Raw genomic sequence first — 22,273 nt, 5'->3', positions numbered from 1 at the left:
GGCCGTCGCGCGCATCAGTCGCCGTACTCGTCGGCGGCGAGCTGCCGGAGCTCGTCCAGCTCCCGCCGGAGCAGCGCGGCGAGTCGGTCCTCGTCCGCCGGGAGCGCCTCGTCCGGGGAGGCGTCGCCCGTGCCGGCCCCGGGGTCGTTCGCGGGCACGCCCAGGACGGCGCGGACCCGGTCGACCATGCCCTTGACCACGACGACGTTGGTGCCGGGGTAGCGCAGGACCTCCGTCAGCAGCCCCATGCCCTCGTCCTGGTCCAGCGGGACCATCCCGAGGTGGTCCGCCACCCACCTGCGTGTCTTGTCGTCGATGGCCATCCCGCCGTCGTTCCAGAACGGCCAGTTGACGGTGAGCGAGGTGCCGGACCGTTCGCCGGAGGCCGCGAGGGCGGCGCGGCGGGCCGCGAAGTGGTCCAGCACGCCGTTGGCGAACGCGTAGTCCGTCTGGCCCGCGTTGCCGAACGCCGCGGCGATCGAGGAGAACATCAGGAAGAAGTCGAGCTTCTGGTCCCTGGTGGCCTCGTCGAGGTTCCTGGCGCCGTCGATCTTCGGGGCGCACACGGCCGTCGCGTCCTCCAGCGTCTTGGTGCGCAGGAACGCGTCGCGGAAGGTGCCGGCGGCGTGGAGCACGCCGTTCAGCTCGCCGAAGTGCGCGCGTGCCTCGTCGACCATCCGCGCGACGTCCTCGCGGCGGGCGACGTCGCCCTGGACGTAGCGGGCGTGCTCGCCGAGCAGCCGCAGCTCCGCGCGCACCTCGTCGGGGAGTTCGGCCGCCGCGCGCCGGCCGGTCAGGACCAGCCGCGCGTCGTACCGCTCCCTCAGGTGCCGGGCGATGACCCGGCCGAGACCGCCGGCGCCGCCGGTGATCAGGTAGACGCCGCCGTCGCGCAGCGGGGTCTCCGCCGCCCGCCAGCCGGCGGGCTCGGACTCGCGCAGCGTCAGCGTCCTGCGGGGCGCCGACGCCTCCAGCCGGACCTCGGCCGAGTGCTCCGCGTGCCGCGCCTCCCGCCAGAGCAGGCCGGCCAGTTCGGCGGGCGTCGGCTCGGGGCCCGCGACCCGCACGGCGCGGTACGCCAGTCGCGGGTTCTCGGCGGCGACGCTCTTGAAGAAGCCGCCGAGCCCGTCGTACTCGGGCGCCGCGGCACCCCCGCGCTCCGGGTAGGCGTACAGCAGCGTGACGGACTCCCTGGGCGCGTGCGCCTGGAGCGCCTTGCTCAGGGAGAACACGGAGTGGAAGCCGGTGCGGACGCGCTCACCGTAGGCGTCGTCGGTCTCCGGGTCGGCGAACGACCAGCCGTGGACGACGAGTTCCGGCACCCGGCCGGCCTCGGCCAGCTCGGCGAGCAGCCGCAGGTAGTCGTCGGGCTCGGCCGGGTCGACGGCGTACTCCCCCGGGCCGCTCCGCTCGAAGCCGTCGCCGGCGGTCACCAGGACGACGTCCTCGGTGCCCGGGTTCTCCGGGCCGGCGGCCATGGCCTCGGCCAGTTCTCCGGTGGCGTCGAAGACGAGGACCGTGCGCGGGACGGCCGGGTTCCCCGCCCCCTGGTCCGGTGCGGGGCCCTCCGCCGCCCAGTGGCGGTCGAAGAAGAGGTGCCCGACGGGCCCGGCCTCGGCGTCCGGCGCGGCTTCGGCCGGCGCGGCGTCCGCGGCGGCGGGTTCGGCGGCCGCCGGGGCCTCCCCGGCCCGGCCGGCCATCTCCAGCAGCGGCACGGCCAGTTCCCTGATGTTCGCGTAGTCGAAGAACAGCTGGTAGTCGATCTCCCGGCCGGTGAGCGCCTCCAGCCTGACCTGCATGGTGCGGATCGCCACCGACTCCAGGCCGAGCTCGAAGAAGCCGGTGTCCACGTCGGCCAGCCGGCCCTCGGCGAAGCCGAGCAGTTCGGTGATCTCGCGCTGGAGTCGGCGCGTCATCATCCCCAGCCGTTCGGGGGCCGGCGCCTCGGCGAGCGCGTCGAGGAACCCGTCACCGGCCGGCGCCGGGTCGGCGGCGACGGCGGCCGGTTCCTCGCCGGTGGTCGGGGCGGGCACGCGGTCGCGGGCGGGGTCGGGGCGGTCGTAGAGCCAGTACCGCTCGCGGGCGTACGGGTAGGTCGGCAGGGACACCCGTCCCGGGCGCGTGTCGCCGTACAGCCCCGCGAACGCGATCTCCCGGCCCGCGACCCAGTGCTCCGCGAGCTCGCCGAGCGCCGAGGTCCCGTCGGCCGGCAGCGCCGGCTCGCCGGTCGCCGCCGAGGCGGCCCGGCCGACGACCAGGCCGGGGCGGCCGTCCGACGCCGCGCCCTCGCGGGCGTAGCCGGCCGCCAGCGCGCGCAGCTCCTCGTGGGAGGAGGCGAGGAACGCCACCCGGTGGGTCTGGGCGACCCGGCCGAGTTGCAGCGTGTAGGCGATGTCGCGCAGGCGCGGCAGCGGTCGGCCGCCGGCCGGCCCGGTCGCCAGGAACTCCGCCAGCCGGTCGGCGTAGCGACGCAGCGCGTCCTCGGTGCGGGCCGACAGCGGCACCAGCACCGGGCCGGGGGCGTCCGCCGCGTCCCGCGCGCGCCGCGCGGCGGCCTCGGCCGGGTACTCCTCCAGCACCAGATGGACGTTGACGCCGCCGACGCCGAAGGAGCTGACGCCCGCGCGGCGCCGTGCGACACCGCCGGAGCCGTCGGGGAGCGCGGGGCGCTCCCACGGCTCGGCCTCCAGCTGGACCCGGAACGGCGTCCGCGCGAAGTCCAGCCCGGGGTTGATCCGCTCGGCGTTCAGCCGCGAGGGGAACAGCGTCCGGTGCTGGAACTGCATCAGCACCTTGGTGACCTGGGCGATGCCCGCCGCGGCTTCCAGGTGGCCGATGTTGGACTTCACGGAGCCGATCGAGCAGTACTGGGTGTCCTGGGTGGAGGCGGCGTACACCTCCGTCAGCGCCTGCACCTCGATCGGGTCGCCCAGCGCCGTGCCCGTGCCGTGGGCCTCGACGTAGGAGATGGTGCGGGGGTCGACGCCCGACCGGTCGAGGGCCGCCTTGACGACCTCGGCCTGGGCGACGGGGTTGGGCACGAAGTAGCCGTGGGTGCGGCCGCCGTGGTTGACGGCGGTGCCCTTGATGACGCCGTGGATCTGGTCGCCGTCGCGCTCGGCCGCGTCCAGCGGCTTGAGCAGCACGGCGCCGACCCCCTCGCCGGGCACGTACCCGGTGCCGCCCTCGCCGAAGGTGCGGCAGCGGCCGTCGGCGGCCAGCAGCTGGTTCCAGTGGAGGGTGACGTACTTGCTGGGGTGCAGCGTGAGGTTGACGCCGCCGGCGATCGCCATCTCCGCCTCGCCGTTGAGCAGCGCCTCGCAGCCGAGATGGATGGCGTAGAGGGACGAGGAGCAGGCGGTGTCGACGGACTGGCTGGGGCCACGGAGGTTCAGCAGGTAGGACACCCGGTTCGCGATCGAGAAGATCTGCGCGTTGAGCGGCATCGTCTGACCGCGCGCCATGCTCTCGGCGCCGAAGAGGCCGTACTGGTTGAACGTGACTCCGGCGAAGACCGCCACGCTGCCGCGGCCGTCCCCGGCGTCGGGGTCGCCGATGCTGTGCGGGGTGTGGCCCGAGTCCTCCAGGCAGCTCCAGGCCGCCTCGAGGAACGCCCGTTCCTGCGGGTCCATGAAGGCCGCCGCGCCGGGCGCGATGTGGAAGAACTGCGGGTCGAAGGAGGCGACGTCGTCGAGGAAGCCGCCCCAACGGCAGTCGATCTCCGGATAGTCCCGGTGGTCCCAGCGGTCGGCGGGGATCTCGCTCACGCAGTCCGCGCCCTCGGCGAGGTTGCGGGCGAACGCCGCCAGGTCGGGGGCCTTCGGGTAGCGCCCGGAGACGCCGATGATCGCGATGTCCCGGGTCGCCGGCCGCGGCCCGGCCGGGATGACGGGGGCGACGGGGGCGACGGGAGCGGCCGGAGCGGCGGCGACCGGCGCCGGGGCGGAAGGCGCCGCCACGGCGGGCTCGGTCGGCCCGGCGGTCGCCGTGCCGCCGACGGCGGCCACGGCCTCGGGGCGGTGCTCGCGCAGCAGATAGCCGGCGAGGTCCCGCAGGTTCTTGTAGGTGAACAGCAGGGCGGTCGGCAGCTCACCGAAGTGGACCGCCAGGCGCTCGCTGATCGCCGCCAGATAGATGGAGTCGAGCCCGTACTCGTCGAAGCCCCGCGTCGGCGACAGCCGTTCCGCCGGGATCTTCAACGCCTCGGAGAACGTCCGGGTGAGGTAGTCGGTCAACGACCGCCGCAGCGCGTCGTCCTCGCCCTCACCCGCCGGGGCGGCGGCCGCGGCCGGAGCCGGAGCCGCGACGGGAGCCGGCGCCGGGATCGGAGCCGGGGTCGGGGCCGGCGCCCCGGTCGCGGCCAAGGCCGGCGGCTGGCCGGCGGTCAGCGGCGGCGTCACGGGTATCCAGTGGCGCACCGGGTCGAACGGGTACGTCGGCAGGCTGACCCGGCGGGGCCGGCCGGCGCGCCGCAGCCGGGTCCAGTCCACCGACAGGCCCTTGACCCAGAACTCGGCGAGCTGTTCCTGCCTGCCGCGCTCCAGCCACCGGTCGACGGCCGCGCGCAGCTCGTCGTCCGCCTCGATGGCGCGCACCAGCGCGTCCCCCTCCTCGGCGCCCTCGGGCCGGCCCAGCTCGGCACGGCCAGGCACCGGGGCGCCGTCGGCGAACGCGCCGAGCTGCGCCCGGAGTTCACCGACGGAGGCGGGCAGCAGCGCCAGCCGCACCGGCAGCGCCTCCCGGCCCACCTGGAGCGTGTAGGCGAGGTCCGCCAGCGGCGGCACGTCCTCCGCACCGAGCCGGTCCGCCAGCCGCCTGGCGGCGACGCGCAGGCGCTCGGCGGTGTGCGCGGAGAGCGGGACCACCACCGGGCCGCCGTCGGCGGCGCCCGCCTCGGCGGCGGGCACCGGCTCCGGCCTGTACTCCTGGATGACGACATGGGCGTTGGTGCCGCCCGCGCCGAACGAGGAGACGGTCGCCGTGCGCGCCCCGGCCCCGCCGTTCGGCCGCTCCCACGGCTCCGCGGCCTGGGGCACGTAGAAGGGGCTGGTGGCGAAGTCGATGTGCGGGTTGGGCTCGACCGCGTGCAGCGACGGCGCGATCTCGCCGTTGCGCAACTGGAGCAGGACCTTGTGGACGCCGGCGGCGCCGGAGGCGCTCTCGCAGTGGCCGATGTTGGACTTCACCGAGCCGATCGGGCGGGAGCGCGGCCCGACGGCCTCGCCGAAGACCTCGGTCAGCGCGGAGAGTTCGATCGGGTCGCCGAGCGCGGTGCCGGTGCCGTGGGCCTCGACATAGCCGACGTCGGAGGGGGCGACGCCGGCGCGCCGCAGGGCGGTGGCGACGACCTCGCGCTGCGCGGCCGGGTTGGGCACGGTGTAGCCGTTGGTCTTGCCGCCGTGGTTGACGGCGGTCGCCTTGATCACGCCGTGCACGTGGTCGCCGTCGGCGACGGCCCTGTGGAGCGGCTTGAGCAGGAAGGCGCCGACGCCCTCGCCGGGCACATAGCCGTCGCCGCCGGCGCCGAAGGTGCGGCAGCGGCCGTCGGTCGCGGCCATCCCGGCCCTGCTGATGGTCAGGTACTTGTTCGGGTGGACCAGCACGTTGACCCCGCCGGCCAGCGCCAGTTCGCAGTCGCCGTCGCGGATGGCCCGGACGGCCAGGTGGAGGGCGACCAGCGACGACGAGCACATGGTGTCGACGGCGAGGCTCGGACCGTGGAAGTCGCAGAAGTACGACACCCGGTTGGCGACGGAGGACGGGTTGCCGGAGACCACGACCGGGTGGCCCTTGGCCTGCTCCTCGATCGCGTAGTACTGGTACTCCTCGTTCATCACGCCGACGAAGACCCCGACGTTGCGCCGGACCTCGGCGCCGGGGGCGTACCCCAGCAGGCGCCGCGTGTAGCCGGCGTCCTCGATCGCCGCGTAGGCACTCTGGAGGAACAGCCGCTCCTGCGGGTCCATCGTCTCGGCCTCCAGCGGCGAGACCTGGAAGAACAGGGCGTCGAAGGCGGCCACGTCGTCCAGGAAGCCGCCCCACCGGGAGTAGGTGGCGCCGGGGCGGCCCTTCTCCGGGTGGTAGAGGCGGTCGACGTCCCAGCGGTCGCGGGGGATCTCGGTGACGCAGTCCCGGCCCTCGCGGAGGTTGCGCCAGAACGCGTCCAGGTCGGCGGCCTGGGCGTAGGAGCCGGAGGTGCCGATGATCGCGATGTCGCCCCGGTCGCCGTCCCCGTCGGCGGCGCCGCCGGGGGTCGGCCTCGGCGCGGTGGTGAACCGGGACACGCGCCGGGGCGCGGCGGCCGGCCGGGCGGCCGCCGGGGTGCGGGCGGGCGCCGACGCGGCGGGCGCGCCGGCGGCCGGGGTGCGGGCGGGCGCCGACGCGGCGGGCGCGCCGGCGGCCGGGGGCAGCCGGTCGGCGTACCGGGTGGCGAGGTGGTCGGCGAGCGCCGTCAGGGTCTGGTGGTCGAAGAGCAGGGTGCGCGGCAGCGCGCCGAAGGTCTCCTCCAGCCGGTCCGTGAGCTTCACGATGAGGATGGAGTCGACGCCGTAGTCGCCGAACTCCGTGTCGGGGCCCAGCTCGTGGGCCGGCAGCTTCAGCACGGACGCGAAGACGTCCCGCAGGAGGGTGAGCGCGCGCTCCCGGTCGCCGGGGCCTCCGGCGCTGGCCGCGTTCCCGGCGCTGACGGTGTGGGCCGCGTTCTCGGCGCCGGCGGCGGCAGGGGCGGGCTCCGGCGCCGGGGGCGCCGGGTCGCCGGTGGCGCGGGCCAGCATGGCGGCGACCGGCTCCGGCCGTCCCTCGACGGCGACGACCTGCGGTCGTCCGCTGGCCACGGCGGCGTGGCAGAGCGCCAGGCCGGTCGCGGTCGACAGCACCGTCATGCCGGTGCGGCGGCGCATGGCCCGTTCCAGCTCGGCGTCGATCCGCATCCCGCCGGCCCGCCACAGCGGCCAGTTGACGGAGACGGTGCGGCCGTGCCGGCGGCCCGCCCGCACGAGCTCCGCGCGGTGGTGGGCGAAGGCGTCCAGGAAGGCGTTGGCCGCCGCGTAGTCGGACTGGCCGACGTTGCCGGTGAGTCCGGAGAGCGAGGAGCACAGCAGGAACAGGTCGAGGTCGTCCTCCGCGCTCGCCAGGTCCAGGTGGAGCACGCCGGCGACCTTCGGCGCCAGCACGTCGACCAGCTCCCGGCGGGACTTGGCGGCGATCAGCCGGTCCTCGGTCCTTCCGGCGCAGTGCACCACGCCGGTCAGCCGGCCGAACTCGGCCCGCACCCCGGCCAGCAGCGCGGTCACCGCCTCGCCGTCGGTCACGTCGGCCTGGCGGTGGACGACGGTCGCGCCGTTGCGGCGCAGGGCGTCGAGGCCGCCGGCCGCGCGGGCCGACAGCGGCGAGCGGCCGGTGAGCACCACGACGGCGTCCCTGGCGTGCTCGGTGATGTCGCGGGCGAAGACCTGTCCGAGGCCGCCCATCCCGCCGGTGATCAGGTACACGCCGGAGTCGCGCCAGGGCGCGGGCGTCCCGGCGCCGTCGGCGGCGGGCAGCGGCGCGGCGGACTGGGCCAGGCGCCGGCCGTCCGCCGCGTAGCGGACGGCGGCGTCGGCGCCCTCGCCGTCGGCGAGCAGCCGCGCCAGCACCGCGGCGGGGTCGGCGGGGTCGGCCAGGCCGATGACCTGGCCGCGCAGCCGCGGGTTCTCCTGGCCCGCGCTCTTCAGCAGGGCCGCGAGGCCCAGCAGGGCACCGTCGTCGGCGCCGGCCGGGACCACGACCTGGAGCAGGGTGCCGCCCGGCTCGTCGCCGGCGCCCCGGCGCCGGCAGGTGTCCAGCACCTCGGCGGCGTAGGCGGTGAACCGTTCGGCCAGGGTGCCCTCGACCCGCAGGTCGACGCAGGTGCCCCGCTCCAGATGCTGGCGCAGGTGGTCGGAGACCTCGGGCGGCTGCTCGCAGAGCAGCACGATCCGGTAGTCGTCCGAGGGCGCGACCGGGGCGGGGGCGGGCCGGTCCGCCCACTCCGGGGCGAACAGCAGCCGTTCGCCGTCGGCCTCCGGCTCCCGGGCCGGGGCCGCGTCCGGCGCGGGGGCCGCCCGGTAGGCGACCTCGTGCAGGCTGACGGCGGTCTCCCCCGTCTCCGTGCACAGGTCGATGTCCACCCGACCGTCCGCCGCGGGGCGCAGCAGCGCCCACATCACGGGCTCCAGCGCCCGGCGGTAGGTCACGCGCCGCACGGCGAACGGCAGCCCGGGGCCGCCGTCCGGCGCCGCGTCGGCGCCCGGCAGGCCGATCGCGGCCTGGAGCGCGGCGTCCAGCAGCGCCGGGTGGAGGGCGTAGCTCCCCGCCGACGCCGGCGCGGGCTCGCCGAGCGTCAGCCGGGCCAGCACCTCGCCGGCGGCCGAGCGGCGCACCGTGTCGAGGGCGCGCAGCGTGGGCCCGTACTCCAGGCCCAGCGCGGCGAACCGCGCGTACAGCTCGCGCGCGGACGCCGCCACCGGCTCGCCGGCGGCGGCCCGCAGCGCGGGGAGGTCCACCGCCGCGGGCCGGGACGCGGCGTCGTCGTCCGTGAGCGGGCGGACTCGGCCCTCGCAGTGGACGAGCGCGTCGCCGTCGTCCGCGTCCCGGTGGAGGCGGAAGGCGATGTCGCCGTCCTCGAAGGGCACGAGGCTGAGGTGCAGTTCGACCGGCTCCCCGGTCAGCGCGAGCGGCGCGATCCACACCACGTCGTCGAAGCGCACCGGCGTGCCCGGGACGCCCGTGGCGTCGGCGACGGCCTGCTGGACCATCTCCAGGTAGACGACGGCGGGCAGCACGGTCACGCCGTCGACCCGGTGGTCGGCGACGAACGGCTCCCGGCCGGTGAACCGGGTGGTGTAGCGCTGCGCCGCGAAGTCGGAGGTGTTCCGGTGCAGCAGCGGGTGGAGCGCCGCGGCGGTGCCGGCGGCCTCCCGGGCGCCGGTGGTCGGGGCGTCGTCCCCCGGCACCCAGTAGCGGTTCCTGGCGAACGGGTAGCCCGGCAGGCCGACCCGGCCGGGCCGCGGCCCGCCCTCGTACAGCGTTCCCCAGTCCAGCGACAGCCCGCGCACCCACAGCTCCAGCAGCCGCTCGTACTTGCGCTGCTCGATCCACGAGAGCACGGCCCGCCGCAGCTCGCCGTCGGACGAGAAGACGTCCAGGACGTTGTTGGTGCGGTCGGCCCGCCCCCGGTGGTAGGAGACGGACGGGTCCCCGGAGAGGTACCCGGACAACTGCGCGGTGAGGTCGGCGACCGAGGTGGCGAGGAACGCCAGCCGGTGCTCCAGCTCCACGCGGCCCACCTGGAGGGTGAACGCCGCGTCCCGCGACTCGGCCTCGGTGCGCGGGCGTGCGCCGAACCAGGCAAGCAGCGCCTCGACCCGCTGGGTCAACTGCTCCTCGGTGCGCGCGGACAGCGGCACCAGCAGCGGGCGGTCCGCGAGGGCGGCCGGCGGCGTGCGGTCGGCGGCGGGGGTGTACTCCTCCACGATGAGATGGGCGTTGGCGCCGCCGGCTCCGAACGCGGAGACGCCGGCGGTGCGCGGCGCCTCGACGGTCACGCCGTCGACCTCCAGCCGGGGGCGCGTCCAGGGGACGAGGTCGCGGGCGACGACCAGCGGCGTGCCGGAGAAGTCGATGTGCGGGTTGAGCACGTCGGCGTGCAGCGAGGGCGCGAGCTGGCCGTGCCGCATCTGGAGCAGCACCTTGGTGAGCCCGGCGATGCCGGCGGCGCTCTCGCAGTGCCCGATGTTCGACTTGACGGAGCCGATGTAGCAGAAGCCGGTGTCCCCGGTGTGCTCGCCGAGCGCCTTGCTGAGGCCGGTGATCTCGATCGGGTCGCCGAGCGAGGTGCCGGTGCCGTGGGCCTCGATGTAGCTGACGGCCCGTCCCGGCACCCCGGACTGCGCGAGGGCGCGGCGGATGACGCCGGCCTGCGCCTGCGGGTTGGGGACGGTGTAGCCGTTGGTCCTGCCGCCGTGGTTGAGGGCGGAGGCGCGGATGACGCCGTAGATGTGGTCGCCGTCCGCCTCGGCGCGGGCGCGGGGCTTGAGCACGACGGCGCCGACGCCCTCGCCCGGCACATAGCCGTCGCCGCCGTCGCCGAACGCGGCGCAGCGGCCGGCGGCCGACAGCATCCCGTTGCCCTCCAGCATCAGGAACTTGTTGGGGTGCGGCGAGAGGTTGACGCCGCCGGCGACGGCGGCGTCGCACTCGCCGTCGGCGATGCTGCGGCAGGCGAGGTGGATGGCGGCCAGCGAGGAGGAGCACATGGTGTCCACGGCCACGCTGGGGCCGTGGAAGCCGCACACGTAGGAGGCGCGGTTGGCGATGGAGGCCGGGCTGCCGTTCAGGGTGAACAGCTGGCCGCGGGTCTGCGCCTGCGCGCCGTAGAGCTGGTACTCCTCGTACATCACGCCGACGAAGACGCCGACGTTGTTCCGCAGGCCGAAGACCTCGTCCCGGGCGAGGGTCGCCGGGGTGTAACCGGCGTCCTCCACCGCGTGGTGGACGGTCTCCAGGAAGATCCGTTCCTGCGGGTCCATGATCTCGGCCTCGGCGGGCGAGATCGAGAAGAACAGCGGGTCGAAGCGGTCGGCGTCGGCCAGGAACCCGCCGCGCGGGGCGGGGCCGTCGCCGGAGCGGTAGGCGGAGTGGTCCCAGCGGTCGGCCGGCAGCTCGGTCACGCTGTCGCGGCCGGCGACCAGGTTGCGCCACAGCGCTTCGACGTTCTCCGCGTCCGGGTAGCGGCCGGCGAGGCCGACGATCGCGATGTCGAGGCCGGCGCCGCCCGCCTCGTCCCCGGCGCGCGCGGGAGGCGCCGGGCGGGTGACGGCCGGGGGGCCGGCCTTGGCCCGGGCGAGCCAGCCGCCGCGCCCGACGGGCGCCGGTGCCGGGCGCTCCCCGGCGGGTGCTTCGGCCGGGCTGTACGCCGCGGGCGCCTCGGCCGGGCTGTCCGCCGCGGGCGCGGGGTCGGGGGCGGCAAGGCCCAGCAGCGCGAGGACGGCGTCGTGGTGACGGGCCGCGAGGTGGCCGGCCAGCTCCTCCAGGGAGGCGTACTCGTACAGCAGCGTCTTCGACAGCGCGCCGAAGCTCTTCTCCAACTCGGCCGTCAGCTCCATGACCAGCACGGAGCTCATCCCGTAGTCCTCCAGCGGGACACGGGCGTCGATGCGTTCCGGGGCGAGCTTGAGCTGGGCGGACAGCAGGTGCTTCAGCCGGCGGGTGAGCCGCTCGGTCACCTCCTCGTCCGCCGGGACGGCGCGGGGCGCGGTCGTGGCGGAGGCGGGCGCGGGCGCGGCCGGCGCGGGCGCCGGCGCGCGGTCGGCGGCCGGCCGCGCGGGCGCCTCGACGGCGTCCGCTTCCGCCCCGGTGGCGGGGGCGCACCCGAGGTGGCGGCGGATCGCCGCCGGATCGCCCTCGACGGCCAGCAGCCGCGGCTCGCCCGAGGCCAGCGCCGCGTGGAGCAGCAGCAGACCTCTCTCCGTCGACAGCGGGGCGAGGCCGGTGGCCTCGCGGATGCGGGTCGCCACCTCGGGGGAGACGCCCATGCCGCCCTCGCGCCACAGCGGCCAGTTGACCGAGAGGGTGCGGCCGTGCCGCCGGCCGGCGGCGACGAGGCCGGCGCGGTGCGCGGCGAAGGCGTCCAGGAAGCCGTTGGCCGCGGCGTAGTCCGCCTGACCGGTGTTGCCCCGTTCGCCGGCCATGGAGGAGAAGAGGACGAACGTGTCGAGGGACAGCTCGCTCGTGGCGCGGTCGAGGTTGACCAGCCCGGTGGTCTTCGGGGCCAGGACGTCCTGGAGGTCGCCCGCCGACTTGCCGGCGACCAGGCCGTCGCGCAGCACGCCGGAGCAGTGCAGGACGGCGTCCAGCCGGCCGAACTCGGCCAGCACGGTGCGCACCAGCGCGTCGACGGCGGCGGCGTCCGTCACGTCGCACAGCAGGTGCCGGCAGGTCGCCCCCTCGGCGGCGAGCCGTCCGAGGAGACCGGCCCCCTCGGGGCCCAGCGGTGAGCGGCCCACGAGCACCAGCACCGCGTCACGGGTGCGCCGCGCGATGTCCAGGGCCACCAACTGGCCGAGGCCGCCGGCGCCGCCGGTGATCAGATACACCCGCCCGTCGTGCCAGCCGCCGACCGGCTCGGCGGGGACGGGGAGTTCGGCGAGTTCGCGCGCCAGGCGCCGCCCGCCGGCCAGCCGCAGCCGGGGGACGTCCGGCGTGGCCGCTCCCTCGGCGAGGGCGGCCAGCACGGCCCCGGCCGTGGCGGCGTCGGCCGGTTCGACGGTCTGCGCGGCCAGCGACGGGTTCTCCGCCATGGCCGTCAGCAGCATCCCGGAAAGCCCGGAGTGGAGCCGGGTCGCCTCGGTGTCGGGCACCACCAGCTGGACGAGGGTGGCCCGTTCGTCGTCGGACGAGCCGGCCATGGCCTCCTTCAGCAGCTCCAGCAGCGCGCCGGCCGCGGCCCGGTAGCCGGCGTCGGCCTCGCCCGTGGGCAGCGCGACACAGCGCGCCCCCGGCAGGGCGGCCGCGACCTCGGCGGCCAGCGCCTCGTCCGCGCCGGCCAGCGCCACGAAGCGACGGCCCACGGGCGCGGCGGCGCCTCCGGCCGCGCGCTCCCGCCAGACGGGCGCGAAGAGCAGCGGCCGGTCGTCGGCCACCGAGCCGGCGGCCTCCGGCCCCGCCTCGCCCGGCTCGCCCACGGCCCGGAACGACACGTCGCGCAGCGCGACGCACACCCGGCCGGACTCGTCGAGCAGGTCGATGTCCAGCTTCCGCACCCGGTCGTCCGGGCGGGCCCCGGCGGCGGGGCGGATCCAGGCGGCCATGCGGGGCGCGAGCCCCCCGTGGGCCTCCACCCGGCCGAGCGCGAAGGGCACTTCGGGCCTCGGGGGGCCGGCGGGCGCGGCGCCCGGCGCCGGCGGGCCGGCGGGCGCCGTCAGGACGATCGCCGCCTGGAGCGCGGCGTCGAGCAGCGCGGGGTGCAGCAGGTAGGCGTCCCGCTCCGCGTGGTGCTCGGCGGGCAGTTCCAACTCCGCGAGCACGCCCTCCGGGGTGCGCAGCACCTCGGTGACGGCCCGCAGCGGCGGACCGTAGTCCATGCCGACGCCCGTCAGACGCGGGTACAGCTCGCCGGCCGGCACCCGGCCCTCGGCGGCGGCGCGGAGCGCGGCCAGGTCGAGGACTCCGGCGGCGTCGTGGCGCTCGGCGGGCAGCGGCTCGGCGCGTCCCCGGCAGTGCGCGGTGCGCCCGCCGCCGGCCCGGTCCTCGCGGTACAGCTCGAACGACAGCTCGCCCGACTCCTCCGGCAGCAGCGACAGATGGAGGGTCACCGGGGCGGCCGGGTCCTCGGCGTCCGCGACGACCGGCGCCGCCCACGCCACATGGGTGAAGCGGACGCCGCCCTCGCCGCGTTCCGTTCCGGTGACCCGCCGCACGGCCTGGGCCACCATCTCCAGGCAGGCCACGCCGGGCAGGACGCGCCGCCCGTCGACCCGGTGGGACGCCAGGAACCAGTCGTCGCCGGAGAGTTCGGTGGTGAAGCGCAGCTCGTCGACGTCCGAGGTGTTGCGGTGCAGCAGCGGGTGCAGGGTGGGCGCCTCCCGACGCCTCGGGCGCTGCTCGGGCACCCAGTAACGCTCCCTGGCGAACGGGTAGCCGGGCAGCGGCACCCGGTGCGGGGGGTGCTCGGCGTGGAGTTCCCGCCAGTCGACCGTGCCGCCGCCGGTCCAGTGGGCGGCGAGCGCGGCGAGGCGCTCGGCGCGGTCGGCTCCCGCGGTCGGCGGCGCCGCCGGCGCGCCGGACCGGGACGCCGCCCGGCCGCGCAGCACGCGGCCGGGCCGGGCACCGTCGAGGTACGCCGACAACTGGCCGACCAGGTCGGCCAGTCCGTCGGCGACCAGCGCCAGCCGCTCCGCCATCGGCTCGCGTCCGGCCCCGAGCGTGAAGGCCACGGAGGCGGCCGTCAGGTGCGGCGGCGTCACCACGGCCGCCCGCACGCCGCCGGCGGCGCCGGGCGCGCCCGGCAGCCGGGCGGCCAGGTGGTCGCGGAGCGCCCGCGCCCGCTCGCGCAGCCGCTCCTCGTCGGCGGCCGACAGCACGAACAGCTCGGGCCGCGCGGGCGGCGCCGCCCCGTCGAGCGGCGCCCGGTACTCCTCCAGGATCACGTGCGCGTTGGAGCCGCCCGCCCCGAACGAGCTGATGCCCGCGCGGCGGGGCCCTTCGCCCCGCTCCCAGGGGCGCAGCTCCCGCTGCACGCGGAAGGGGGTGTCCTCGAAGCGGATGAACGGGTTGGGCGGGTCGGAGTGGAGCGAGGGGACGAGCACGCCCTGCCGCATCTGGAGCAGCACCTTCACCAGCGACGCCATGCCGGCCGCCGCCTCCAGGTGGCCGATGTTCGACTTGACCGAGCCGAGGGCGATCTCGGTGCCGGCCCCGGAGCCGTAGCCGCGGGTCAGCCCGGCCACCTCGATGGGGTCGCCGAGTGAGGTGCCGGTGCCGTGGGTCTCGACATAGCTGACGCTGCCGGGCGCCACGCCGGCCGCGTCGAGGGCGGCGGCGATGACGTCGCCCTGCGCGCCCGGGTTGGGGACGGTGAACCCGTTGGTCCTGCCGCCGGCGTTCAGCGCGCTGCCCCGCACGACGGCGTAGACGTGGTCGCGGTCGGCCACGGCTCTGCGCAGCGGCTTCACCAGCACGGCCGCCACGCCCTCGCCCGGCACATAGCCGTCGCCGCCCTCGCCGAACGCGCGGCAGCGGCCGTCGCTGGAGGTGAACCTGCCGAGGCTCAGCTGAAGGTACTTGTGCGGGTGGAGGGTGAGGTTGACGCCGCCGACCAGGGCCAGGTCGGACTCGCCGGCGCGGATGCTCTGCGCGGCGAGGTGGAGCGCGGAGAGCGACGAGGAGCACATGGTGTCGACGGCCATGCTGGGGCCGTCGAGGTCCAGGAAGTACGAGGTGTGGTTGGCGATGGCCGCGTAGGAGGTGGACAGCGGCACCCGCTGCCCCTTGATCTCGCCCTCGTACTGGTCGTACTGGCCGTACATCACGCCGACGAAGACGCCGACCCTGCTGTCGGCGAGGTCCGCGCGGGTGTGGCCGGCGTCCTCCAGGGTGTGCCAGGCCGTCTGGAGGAAGAGCCGCGCCTGGGGGTCCATCAGCTCGGCGTCCACGGGCGGTATCTGGAAGAACATCGTGTCGAACTCGTCGACGCCGTCGAGGAATCCGCCCCACTTGCTGTAGGTGGTGCCGACCCGGGTGCGGTCCGGGTCGTAGTGGTCGCGCCAGTCCCAGCGGTCGCCGGGGACCTCGGTGACGCAGTCCCGGCCGTCGCGGAGGTTGACCCAGAACGCGTCCAGGCCGTCGGCCATCGGGAAGCGGGCGCTGACGCCGATGATCGCGAGGTCGTCGTCCGCCTCGGGCGCGGGCGCCGCCGGCGCGGCCGCGCCGGCGGGCGCGGTGCGGAAGCGCGCCCGGCCGGCGGCGGGGGCGTCCCCCGGGGTCGGGCCGGGAACGGTCTCCGGCCGCGCGTCCGGCTCGGCGCCGAACAGCCGCAGCAGCTCGGCCCTCTTGTGCGCCAGCAGGTAGCCGACCAGCTCCTCGACGCTCTCGTACTCGAAGAACAGCGTCTTGGGCAGCTCGCCCAGCGACTCCTCCAGCCGCCGCGTCATCGCCATGACGAGGATGGAGTCGATCCCGAAGGCGTCGAACGTCTCGCCGGCCGTGACCTGTGCGAGCGCGATGCCGGTGCGGTCGGCGACGACCTCCCGGACAAAGGTCTCGGCGCGCTCGCGCAGCTCGGTGTCGTCCTCCGTCTGCGGCCCGGGGCGGGGCCCGGCCTCGGCGGCCCGTCCCTCCCCGGCGGCCGAGGCGGTCAGCGCCTGCCGGACGCGGGCCGGCTCGCCGTGGGCGACGAGCAGTTGGGGGTGCCCGGCGCGCAGGGCGGCCTCGAACGCCCGCAGCCCGCTGGCGGTGTCCATCGGCCGGATGCCGACGGTCCGGGCCATCCAGGTCAGGGACTCCTCGTCGATGGCCATGCCGCCGTCGCGCCAGAACGGCCAGTTGACGGAGACGCTCACGCCGGTGCGTTCGCCGCGCGCCCGCAGCTCCTCGCGGGTCTCGGCGAAGCGGTCCTGGAAGCCGTTGGCGAAGGCGTAGTCCGCCTGGCCGGCGTTGCCCAGGACGGAGGCGAGCGAGGAGAACAGCACGAAGAAGTCGAGCGCGGCGCCGGCCTCGCCCGTCAGCGCCTCGTCCAGCAGCACGGTGCCGGTGACCTTGGGCCGCGTCACGGCCTCGACGTCCTCGGGCGTCTTGCGGGGGATCAGCGCGTCGCGGACCACCCCGGCCGCCCCCACCACGCCGTTGACCTCGCCGAAGCTCTCCCTGGCGGTGGCCACCAGCCGTGCCACGTCGGCGGGTTCGGCGATGTCGCAGACGACATACCGCACCTCGGCGCCCAGTGCCGTCAGCGCGGCCAGCCGGGCCGCCCGCTCGGGCTCGTCGGCCGCGCCGCGCCCCGCGAGCACGAGCCGGGCCCGGTAGCGGCCGGCCAGATGGCGGGCCACGAGGTAGCCGACGCCGCCGAGGCCGCCGGTGATCAGGTAGACGCCGCGCTCGCGCGGCGCGACCCCGGTCCCGGACTCGGCCCCGGACGCGGGGGGCACCTCGCGGAACGCCCGGACCAGCCGGCCCTCTGGGCGCAGCCGCACCCAGGTGTCGGCGCCGGGGGCGGCGAACTCCGCCCACACCCGCCGGGCCTCGTCGGCCGCGTCGGTGTCGCCGGTGGCGGGCAACTCGACGGCGGTGTAGACGTGATGCGGGTTCTCGCGCCGCACGGTGCGGTGCAACGCCTCGACCGCCGCGTGGGCGGGCGCCTCGCCCCGGTGCACGGACAGCAGCCGCACCGCGCCGTGGCCGCCCGCGCCCATCAGGGCCTGGCTCAGCGCGAGGGTGGCGCGGAAGCCGCGCCGGACCGCGTCGTCGAGCGCGGCGGGTTGTTCCTCGCCGAGCGGCCAGGCGTTGACGATCCGGGCGGGCGCGCGGCCGTCCACGCGCAGGCTCGCCAGCACGGCGGCGAAGTCCTCGGCGCGCTCGGGCGCCACCTCGAAGCCGCCGTCGTCCCGCCGACGGAACCCGTCGCCGGCCCGCACCAGCACGAGCCCCCGGTGCCGCTCGCGCAGCGCGGCGCTGAACGCGTCGTCGCCCCCGAGCAGCAGCGTCCCGGCGCCGTCCGCCTCGGCCTCGGTGTCGAGGTCCAGGGGGGCCGCCTCCCACACCGGGTGGAAGGTCAGCGTGTCGGCGACGGCGCCCGCCGGCCCGCCGCCGGAGTCGCCGGCGGGCCGGACGGCCAGGCCCCGCACGGACACGGCGACCGTGCCGTCCTCGTCCGCGATCCGCACGTCGAACCGGCCGGCGGAGCCCCCGTCGGGCGCCGTGGTGTGGACGAACCCGGCGCGCGGCAGCGGCGCGTGGATCTCGATCTCCTCGACGGCGAACGGGACCCGCGCCCCCTCCCCCGCCGGCACGAACACCGCGACGGTCTGGAGCGCGCCGTCCAGGACGCGGGGGTCGAGGACGTAGACGCCGTCCTGCTCGCCGGCGCCCTCCTGGCTCTCGCCGGCGGCGAGGCGGTAGTGGGCGAGGGCCTGGCCGACGCCGGCCTCCACCCACTCGACGGTCCGGAAGGCCGGCCCGTACGACAGGCCCGCCTCCCGCATCGCCGCGTACAGGTCGGCGCCCTCGCGGCGGTCCGCGCCGAGCGCGCCGCGCAGCGCGGCGAGGTCGAGCGTCTCGCTCCCGGCCCCGGCGGAGCCGTCCGGCGCGTAGTCGACGCGGCCCTCGGCGCACGGGGCGCCTCCGGTGTCGTCCACGACCTCGAACGCGGCGCTCCGGCCGGTCGGCTCGTCGGGGGTCAGCCGCACGCGCACCGTGCGGCCGGCGTCGCCGGCCACCACCGGGGCGGTCCAGCTCACGGAGCGCAGCCGCGCGACCCGGTGCCCGCCGGAGAGTTGCCCGGCCACCCGCGCCATCTCCAGCACGGCGGCGCCGGGGAGCACCCGGCTGCCGCGCACGGTGTGGTCGGTGAAGAAGTACTCCTCGCCGGTGAAGGTCGACTGGAAGGCCTGGGCGTCGAAGTCCGACACGTTGGCGTGCAGCAGCGGGTGCAGCGCGGCGGCAGCGGCGGCGTGCGCCACGCTCTCGGCGGTGCGCGGCCCGTCGGGCGCGGCGACCCAGTGGCGGGCCTGCTCGAACGGGTAGGTCGGCAGCGGCATCCGGCGCGGCTCGCCGCCGCCCCACAGTTCGTCCCAGAGCGGGCGCCACTCGACCCGGCCGCCGCCCGCCCAGTGGGCCGCCAGGTCGGTCACCCGGTCGCCGTCCGCCCCGGGCGCGGGCGCGGTCTCCGCGCGGGACCCGCGCCCGCGTCGCGCGGTTCCCCGGTGCACGTCGACGCCGTCGGCGCCCTCGTCGAGGAAGCGGTCCAGCTTGGCCAGCAGGTCGGCGCCGTCCGTGGCGACGACGGCGAGCCGTTCGCCCATCGCCTCGCGGCCGACCTGGAGGGTGTACAGCAGGTCGGTGAGGACCGGGCGTTCCCCGGCCGGCCGGGCCGCGCGGTCGGTCATCTCGGCGACGACGGCGCGCAGCCTCCGGGCGTACTCCCGCAGCCGGTCCTCGTTCCGCGCGGAGAGGACGAACAGCCCCGGCGCTTCGGCGGACAGGCGCGGGGCCTTCGCGGCGGCGCGGCGGGTGCGGGGGACGTACTCCTCGATCACGGCGTGCGCGTTGGTGCCGCTGTACCCGAACGAGCTGAGCGCGGCCCGCAGCGGTCCCCCGGCCACCGGCTCCCAGGGGCGGGTCTCGGTGTTGATGTGGAACGGGGAGGCGGCGAAGTCGAAGTGCGCGTTCGGCCGGCGCACATGCAGCGTCGGCACGAGGGTGCGCTCCCGCATACACAGCAGGATCTTCTGCATACCGGCCACGCCCGCGGCGGCCGAGGTGTGCCCGAGGTTGCTCTTGACGGAGCCGATCGCGCAGTAGCCCCGCTCGTCGGTGAAGCCGCGGAACGCCGTTCCCAGCGCCTCCAGCTCTATCGGGTCGCCCAGCTTCGTGCCGGTGCCGTGGAGTTCGGCGTAGTTGATGGTGGCGGGGTCGATGCCGTGGCGGGTGTACACCTCGCGGACGAGGTCGATCTGGCTGGCCATGTTCGGCGCGGTGATGCCGTTCGACTTGCCGTCCTGGTTGATGCCGGAGGCGACGATCAGCCCGTGGATGTGGTCGCCGTCGGCCTCGGCGTCGCTGAGCCGTTTCAGCACCACGGTGCCGACGCCCTCGCCGGGGACGAAGCCGTCGGCGCCGTCGTCGAACGCCTTGCACTGGCCGTCGGGCGACAGCATCCCGGCCGCGCTCATCGCGATGAACGAGCCGGGCGCGACATAGAGGCTGACCCCGCCGGCGAGGGCGAGATCGATCTCGCCGCTGGCCAGCGCCTGGACGGCCAGATGGGTGGCGACCAGGGAGGAGGAGCAGGCCGTGTCGAGGGAGACGGCCGGGCCCCTGAGGTTCAGGTGGTAGGCGATCCGGGCGGCGGCCATGGCGTCGCCGCTGGAGGTGGCGCTGAGGGCGTCGTAGCCGCTGCGGGCCTTGGTCTCGGCGTAGTCGCCGGTGACGATGCCGAGATAGACGCCGCACCGGGAGCCGCCCAGGTTGTGGCGGCCGTACCCGGCGTCCTCGAAGGCCCGGTAGGACTCCTCCAGCAGGAGGCGGTGCTGCGGGTCGATCAGCGCCGCCTCGGCGGGCGGCATCTCGAAGAAGAGGGAGTCGAAGCTGTCGACGTCCTCCAGCATCCCCAGCCACTTGGCGTAGGTCTTGCCGGGCTTGCCGACCTCCGGGTCGTAGAACGCGTCGACGTCCCAGCGTGAGGGCGGCACCTCGCGGATGGCGTGCCGCCCCTCGGCCAGCAGGCGCCAGTACTCCTCGCGGCCCTCGGCGCCCGGGTAGCGGCCGGCCATGCCGACGATGGCGATCGGCTCGCGCAGGGGCTGCTCGGCGCGGGGGCCGGCCGGGTCGGGCGCGGGCCGCCGGGCGGCGTCGTCCCGTGCGCCCGCCGCGGCGTCGTCCCGCGCGGCGGCGGTCTCCTCCGGCTTCGCGGCACCGTCCTCCCGCTTCGCGGCGGCGGCGCGGGCCAGTGCCTCACGGGCCTGCTCCGGGGTGATCCGCTTCTCGCGCAGAGCCCTCAGGATTTCCTTCTCAACCATTCTCGGCCGCCCCCTCAGTGAATTTCGGTCAGAAGCTCTTCGGCCTGTTCGGGACTCAACTCACCGGAGTAGACCCGTTCCAGAACCTGTTCGACGTCCAACTCCGCCGTGCCGCCCCCGGCGGCGCCGGCGGGATTCCCGGATTCCGCGAGCTCGCCCATCAGGAAGCGACCGAACTCCGAAAGGGTTGGATGCTGGTAGATCCGGGTCGACTCGACCGACAACCCGTAGCGCTGGTTGACCCAACGGATCCACTCCACGCCGACGATCGAGTCAAGCCCGAGATCGGTGAACGTCATATCCAACGCCACCTCCTCCGGCTCCACATACAACTCAGCAGCCAGACTCACCACCAACTCACCCAACAAATCCCGATACCCCTCATCCCCCACCTCGGCGACCACCGGAGCCTCCGACTCCCCAACCACCTCAGCCACCACCGACTCCACAGGCTCCACCGAACGCCCCGAAGCCACGACACCCCCGACCTCACCCCACAGAAAGCGAGCGAACTCAGGAACCGTCGGATACTGATAAATCCGCGTCGACTCAACCGACAACCCATAACGCTGGTTGACCCAACGAATCCACTCCACACCGACAATCGAATCCAACCCCAGATCGGTGAACGTCATATCCAACGCCACCTCCTCCGGCTCCACATACAACTCAGCAGCCAAACTCACCACCAACTCGCCGACGAAGGCCCGGTACGCCTCCTCGTCGTCGCCGGTCGGAGGAGTGGAAGGGCTCGTGCGCTCCGACGGCGCCTCGACCACGGACGCGGAGACGTCCGTGAGGGGCTCGGCGGTTTCGATCACCGGACGCAACGGCGGGAGGACCAGCCCGTCGGGCTTCGCCCGCGCCGTCGCGGCGGCGTCGAGCCGCTGCGTGACGACGCTCCCCAGCGGTGACAGCGCGACGCCGTGCGGCTTGCCGAGCGCTCCGTCCGCGCCGCGCGCCGCGCCGGGCGCGGCGAGCGCGACGGCCGCCCGCTCGACCGTGGCGGTCCTGGCCGGCGGGGCGTCGGCGGTGGCCGACAGCCCGACGGCCGTCGGCTTGGGCCTGGCGGGGGACGTGGCCCGATGCTTCGGCTGCGGCCTGGGCCGGGGCTGAGCGGGCTTGCGATGCGCGGCCTTTCGGCGCGACGGCCGGCCCGGCGCCTGCCCGGTCTCGGGCACGGTCACCGGCATGGCCGACGCGGGCGCCGCCTCGGCCGTGGCCTCCTCGCGGCGCTCGTGCCCGCCGGGACGGAACTCCCGTGCGAGGAACGGGTAGCTGGGCAGCGCCAGCGGCAGCCGGCCGGTCGGCCGGGGCGGGACCCGCAGCTCGAAGCCCTGCGAGTAGAGGTCCGCCTGCACCTGGAGGTTCTCCTGGTACTTCGCCGGGTCGGTGAGGGTCGCGGCCTGCTGCGCCAGCTCGCTGATCAACTGCTGGATGGGCGGCCTGGGGCTGAACGCCCGCCCCACCGTGGCGAGAAAGACGCCGGGACCGGACTCTCCCTCCTGGGCGCGCCGCAGCGCCTGCGCCGCGTCCTGCCCGTCGCGGACCACCACGGCGCAGCGATGGCCGAAGTGGTGCCGTCCGTCGAGGAGTTCGGCGCTGATCGCGGTGAGCTGATGCCTGTCGATCCCCGGACGTGCCTCCAGGTAGTCGGCCAGGTCGGCGATCCGCCGCCGCAACGCCTCCGGGGTCTTGGCCGAGAGCGCCAGCAGATAGGCGGGCTGCGTCGGCCACTCGGAGGTTCGCGCCGAGATGTCGGCCTCGGTGTCATGGCTCTCGACGACGATGTGCGCGTTGGTGCCGCTCATTCCGAACGAGCTGACGGCGCCTACCAGCCGACCGTCCTCGGGCTCGGGCCACTCCCGGGTCTCCCGGTTCACATAGAACGGGGAATCGTCCCAACGGATGTAGTCGTTCACCTCGTCGCAGTGAATGCTCGCCGGAATGGTCCGCTTCCGCATCCCCTGCACCAACGAGATCAGACTCACCACACCCGAACCCGCCAACGAATGCCCCACATT

General features: G+C 75.8%; 2 protein-coding genes. Both read right to left on the bottom strand.

Annotated elements, in window-relative coordinates:
• Positions 1 to 14 precede the first annotated feature (14 nt).
• Complete coding sequence (locus tag CRP51_RS18175) at positions 15 to 20,249, bottom strand: SDR family NAD(P)-dependent oxidoreductase (RefSeq protein ID WP_097232307.1); 20,235 nt, start codon at positions 20,247 to 20,249, stop codon at positions 15 to 17.
• A 14-nt stretch (positions 20,250 to 20,263) separates the two neighbouring features.
• The coding region (locus tag CRP51_RS18170; protein ID WP_245880658.1) for an acyl carrier protein at positions 20,264 to 22,273 on the bottom strand (2,010 nt) is incomplete at its 5' end.

The sequence above is a fragment of the Streptomyces zhaozhouensis genome (genome assembly GCF_900230195.1).
Classification (GTDB): domain Bacteria; phylum Actinomycetota; class Actinomycetes; order Streptomycetales; family Streptomycetaceae; genus Streptomyces; species Streptomyces zhaozhouensis.
Note: the sequence above shows the minus strand (reverse complement) of the source record. Positions and strands in the feature narration are given on the sequence as shown.

What these genes read in the sequence shown, in the direction of transcription:
- CRP51_RS18175 (WP_097232307.1), bottom strand. Translation starts at nt 20,249, where the DNA reads ATGGTTGAGAAGGAAATCCTGAGGGCTCTGCGCGAGAAGCGGATCACC.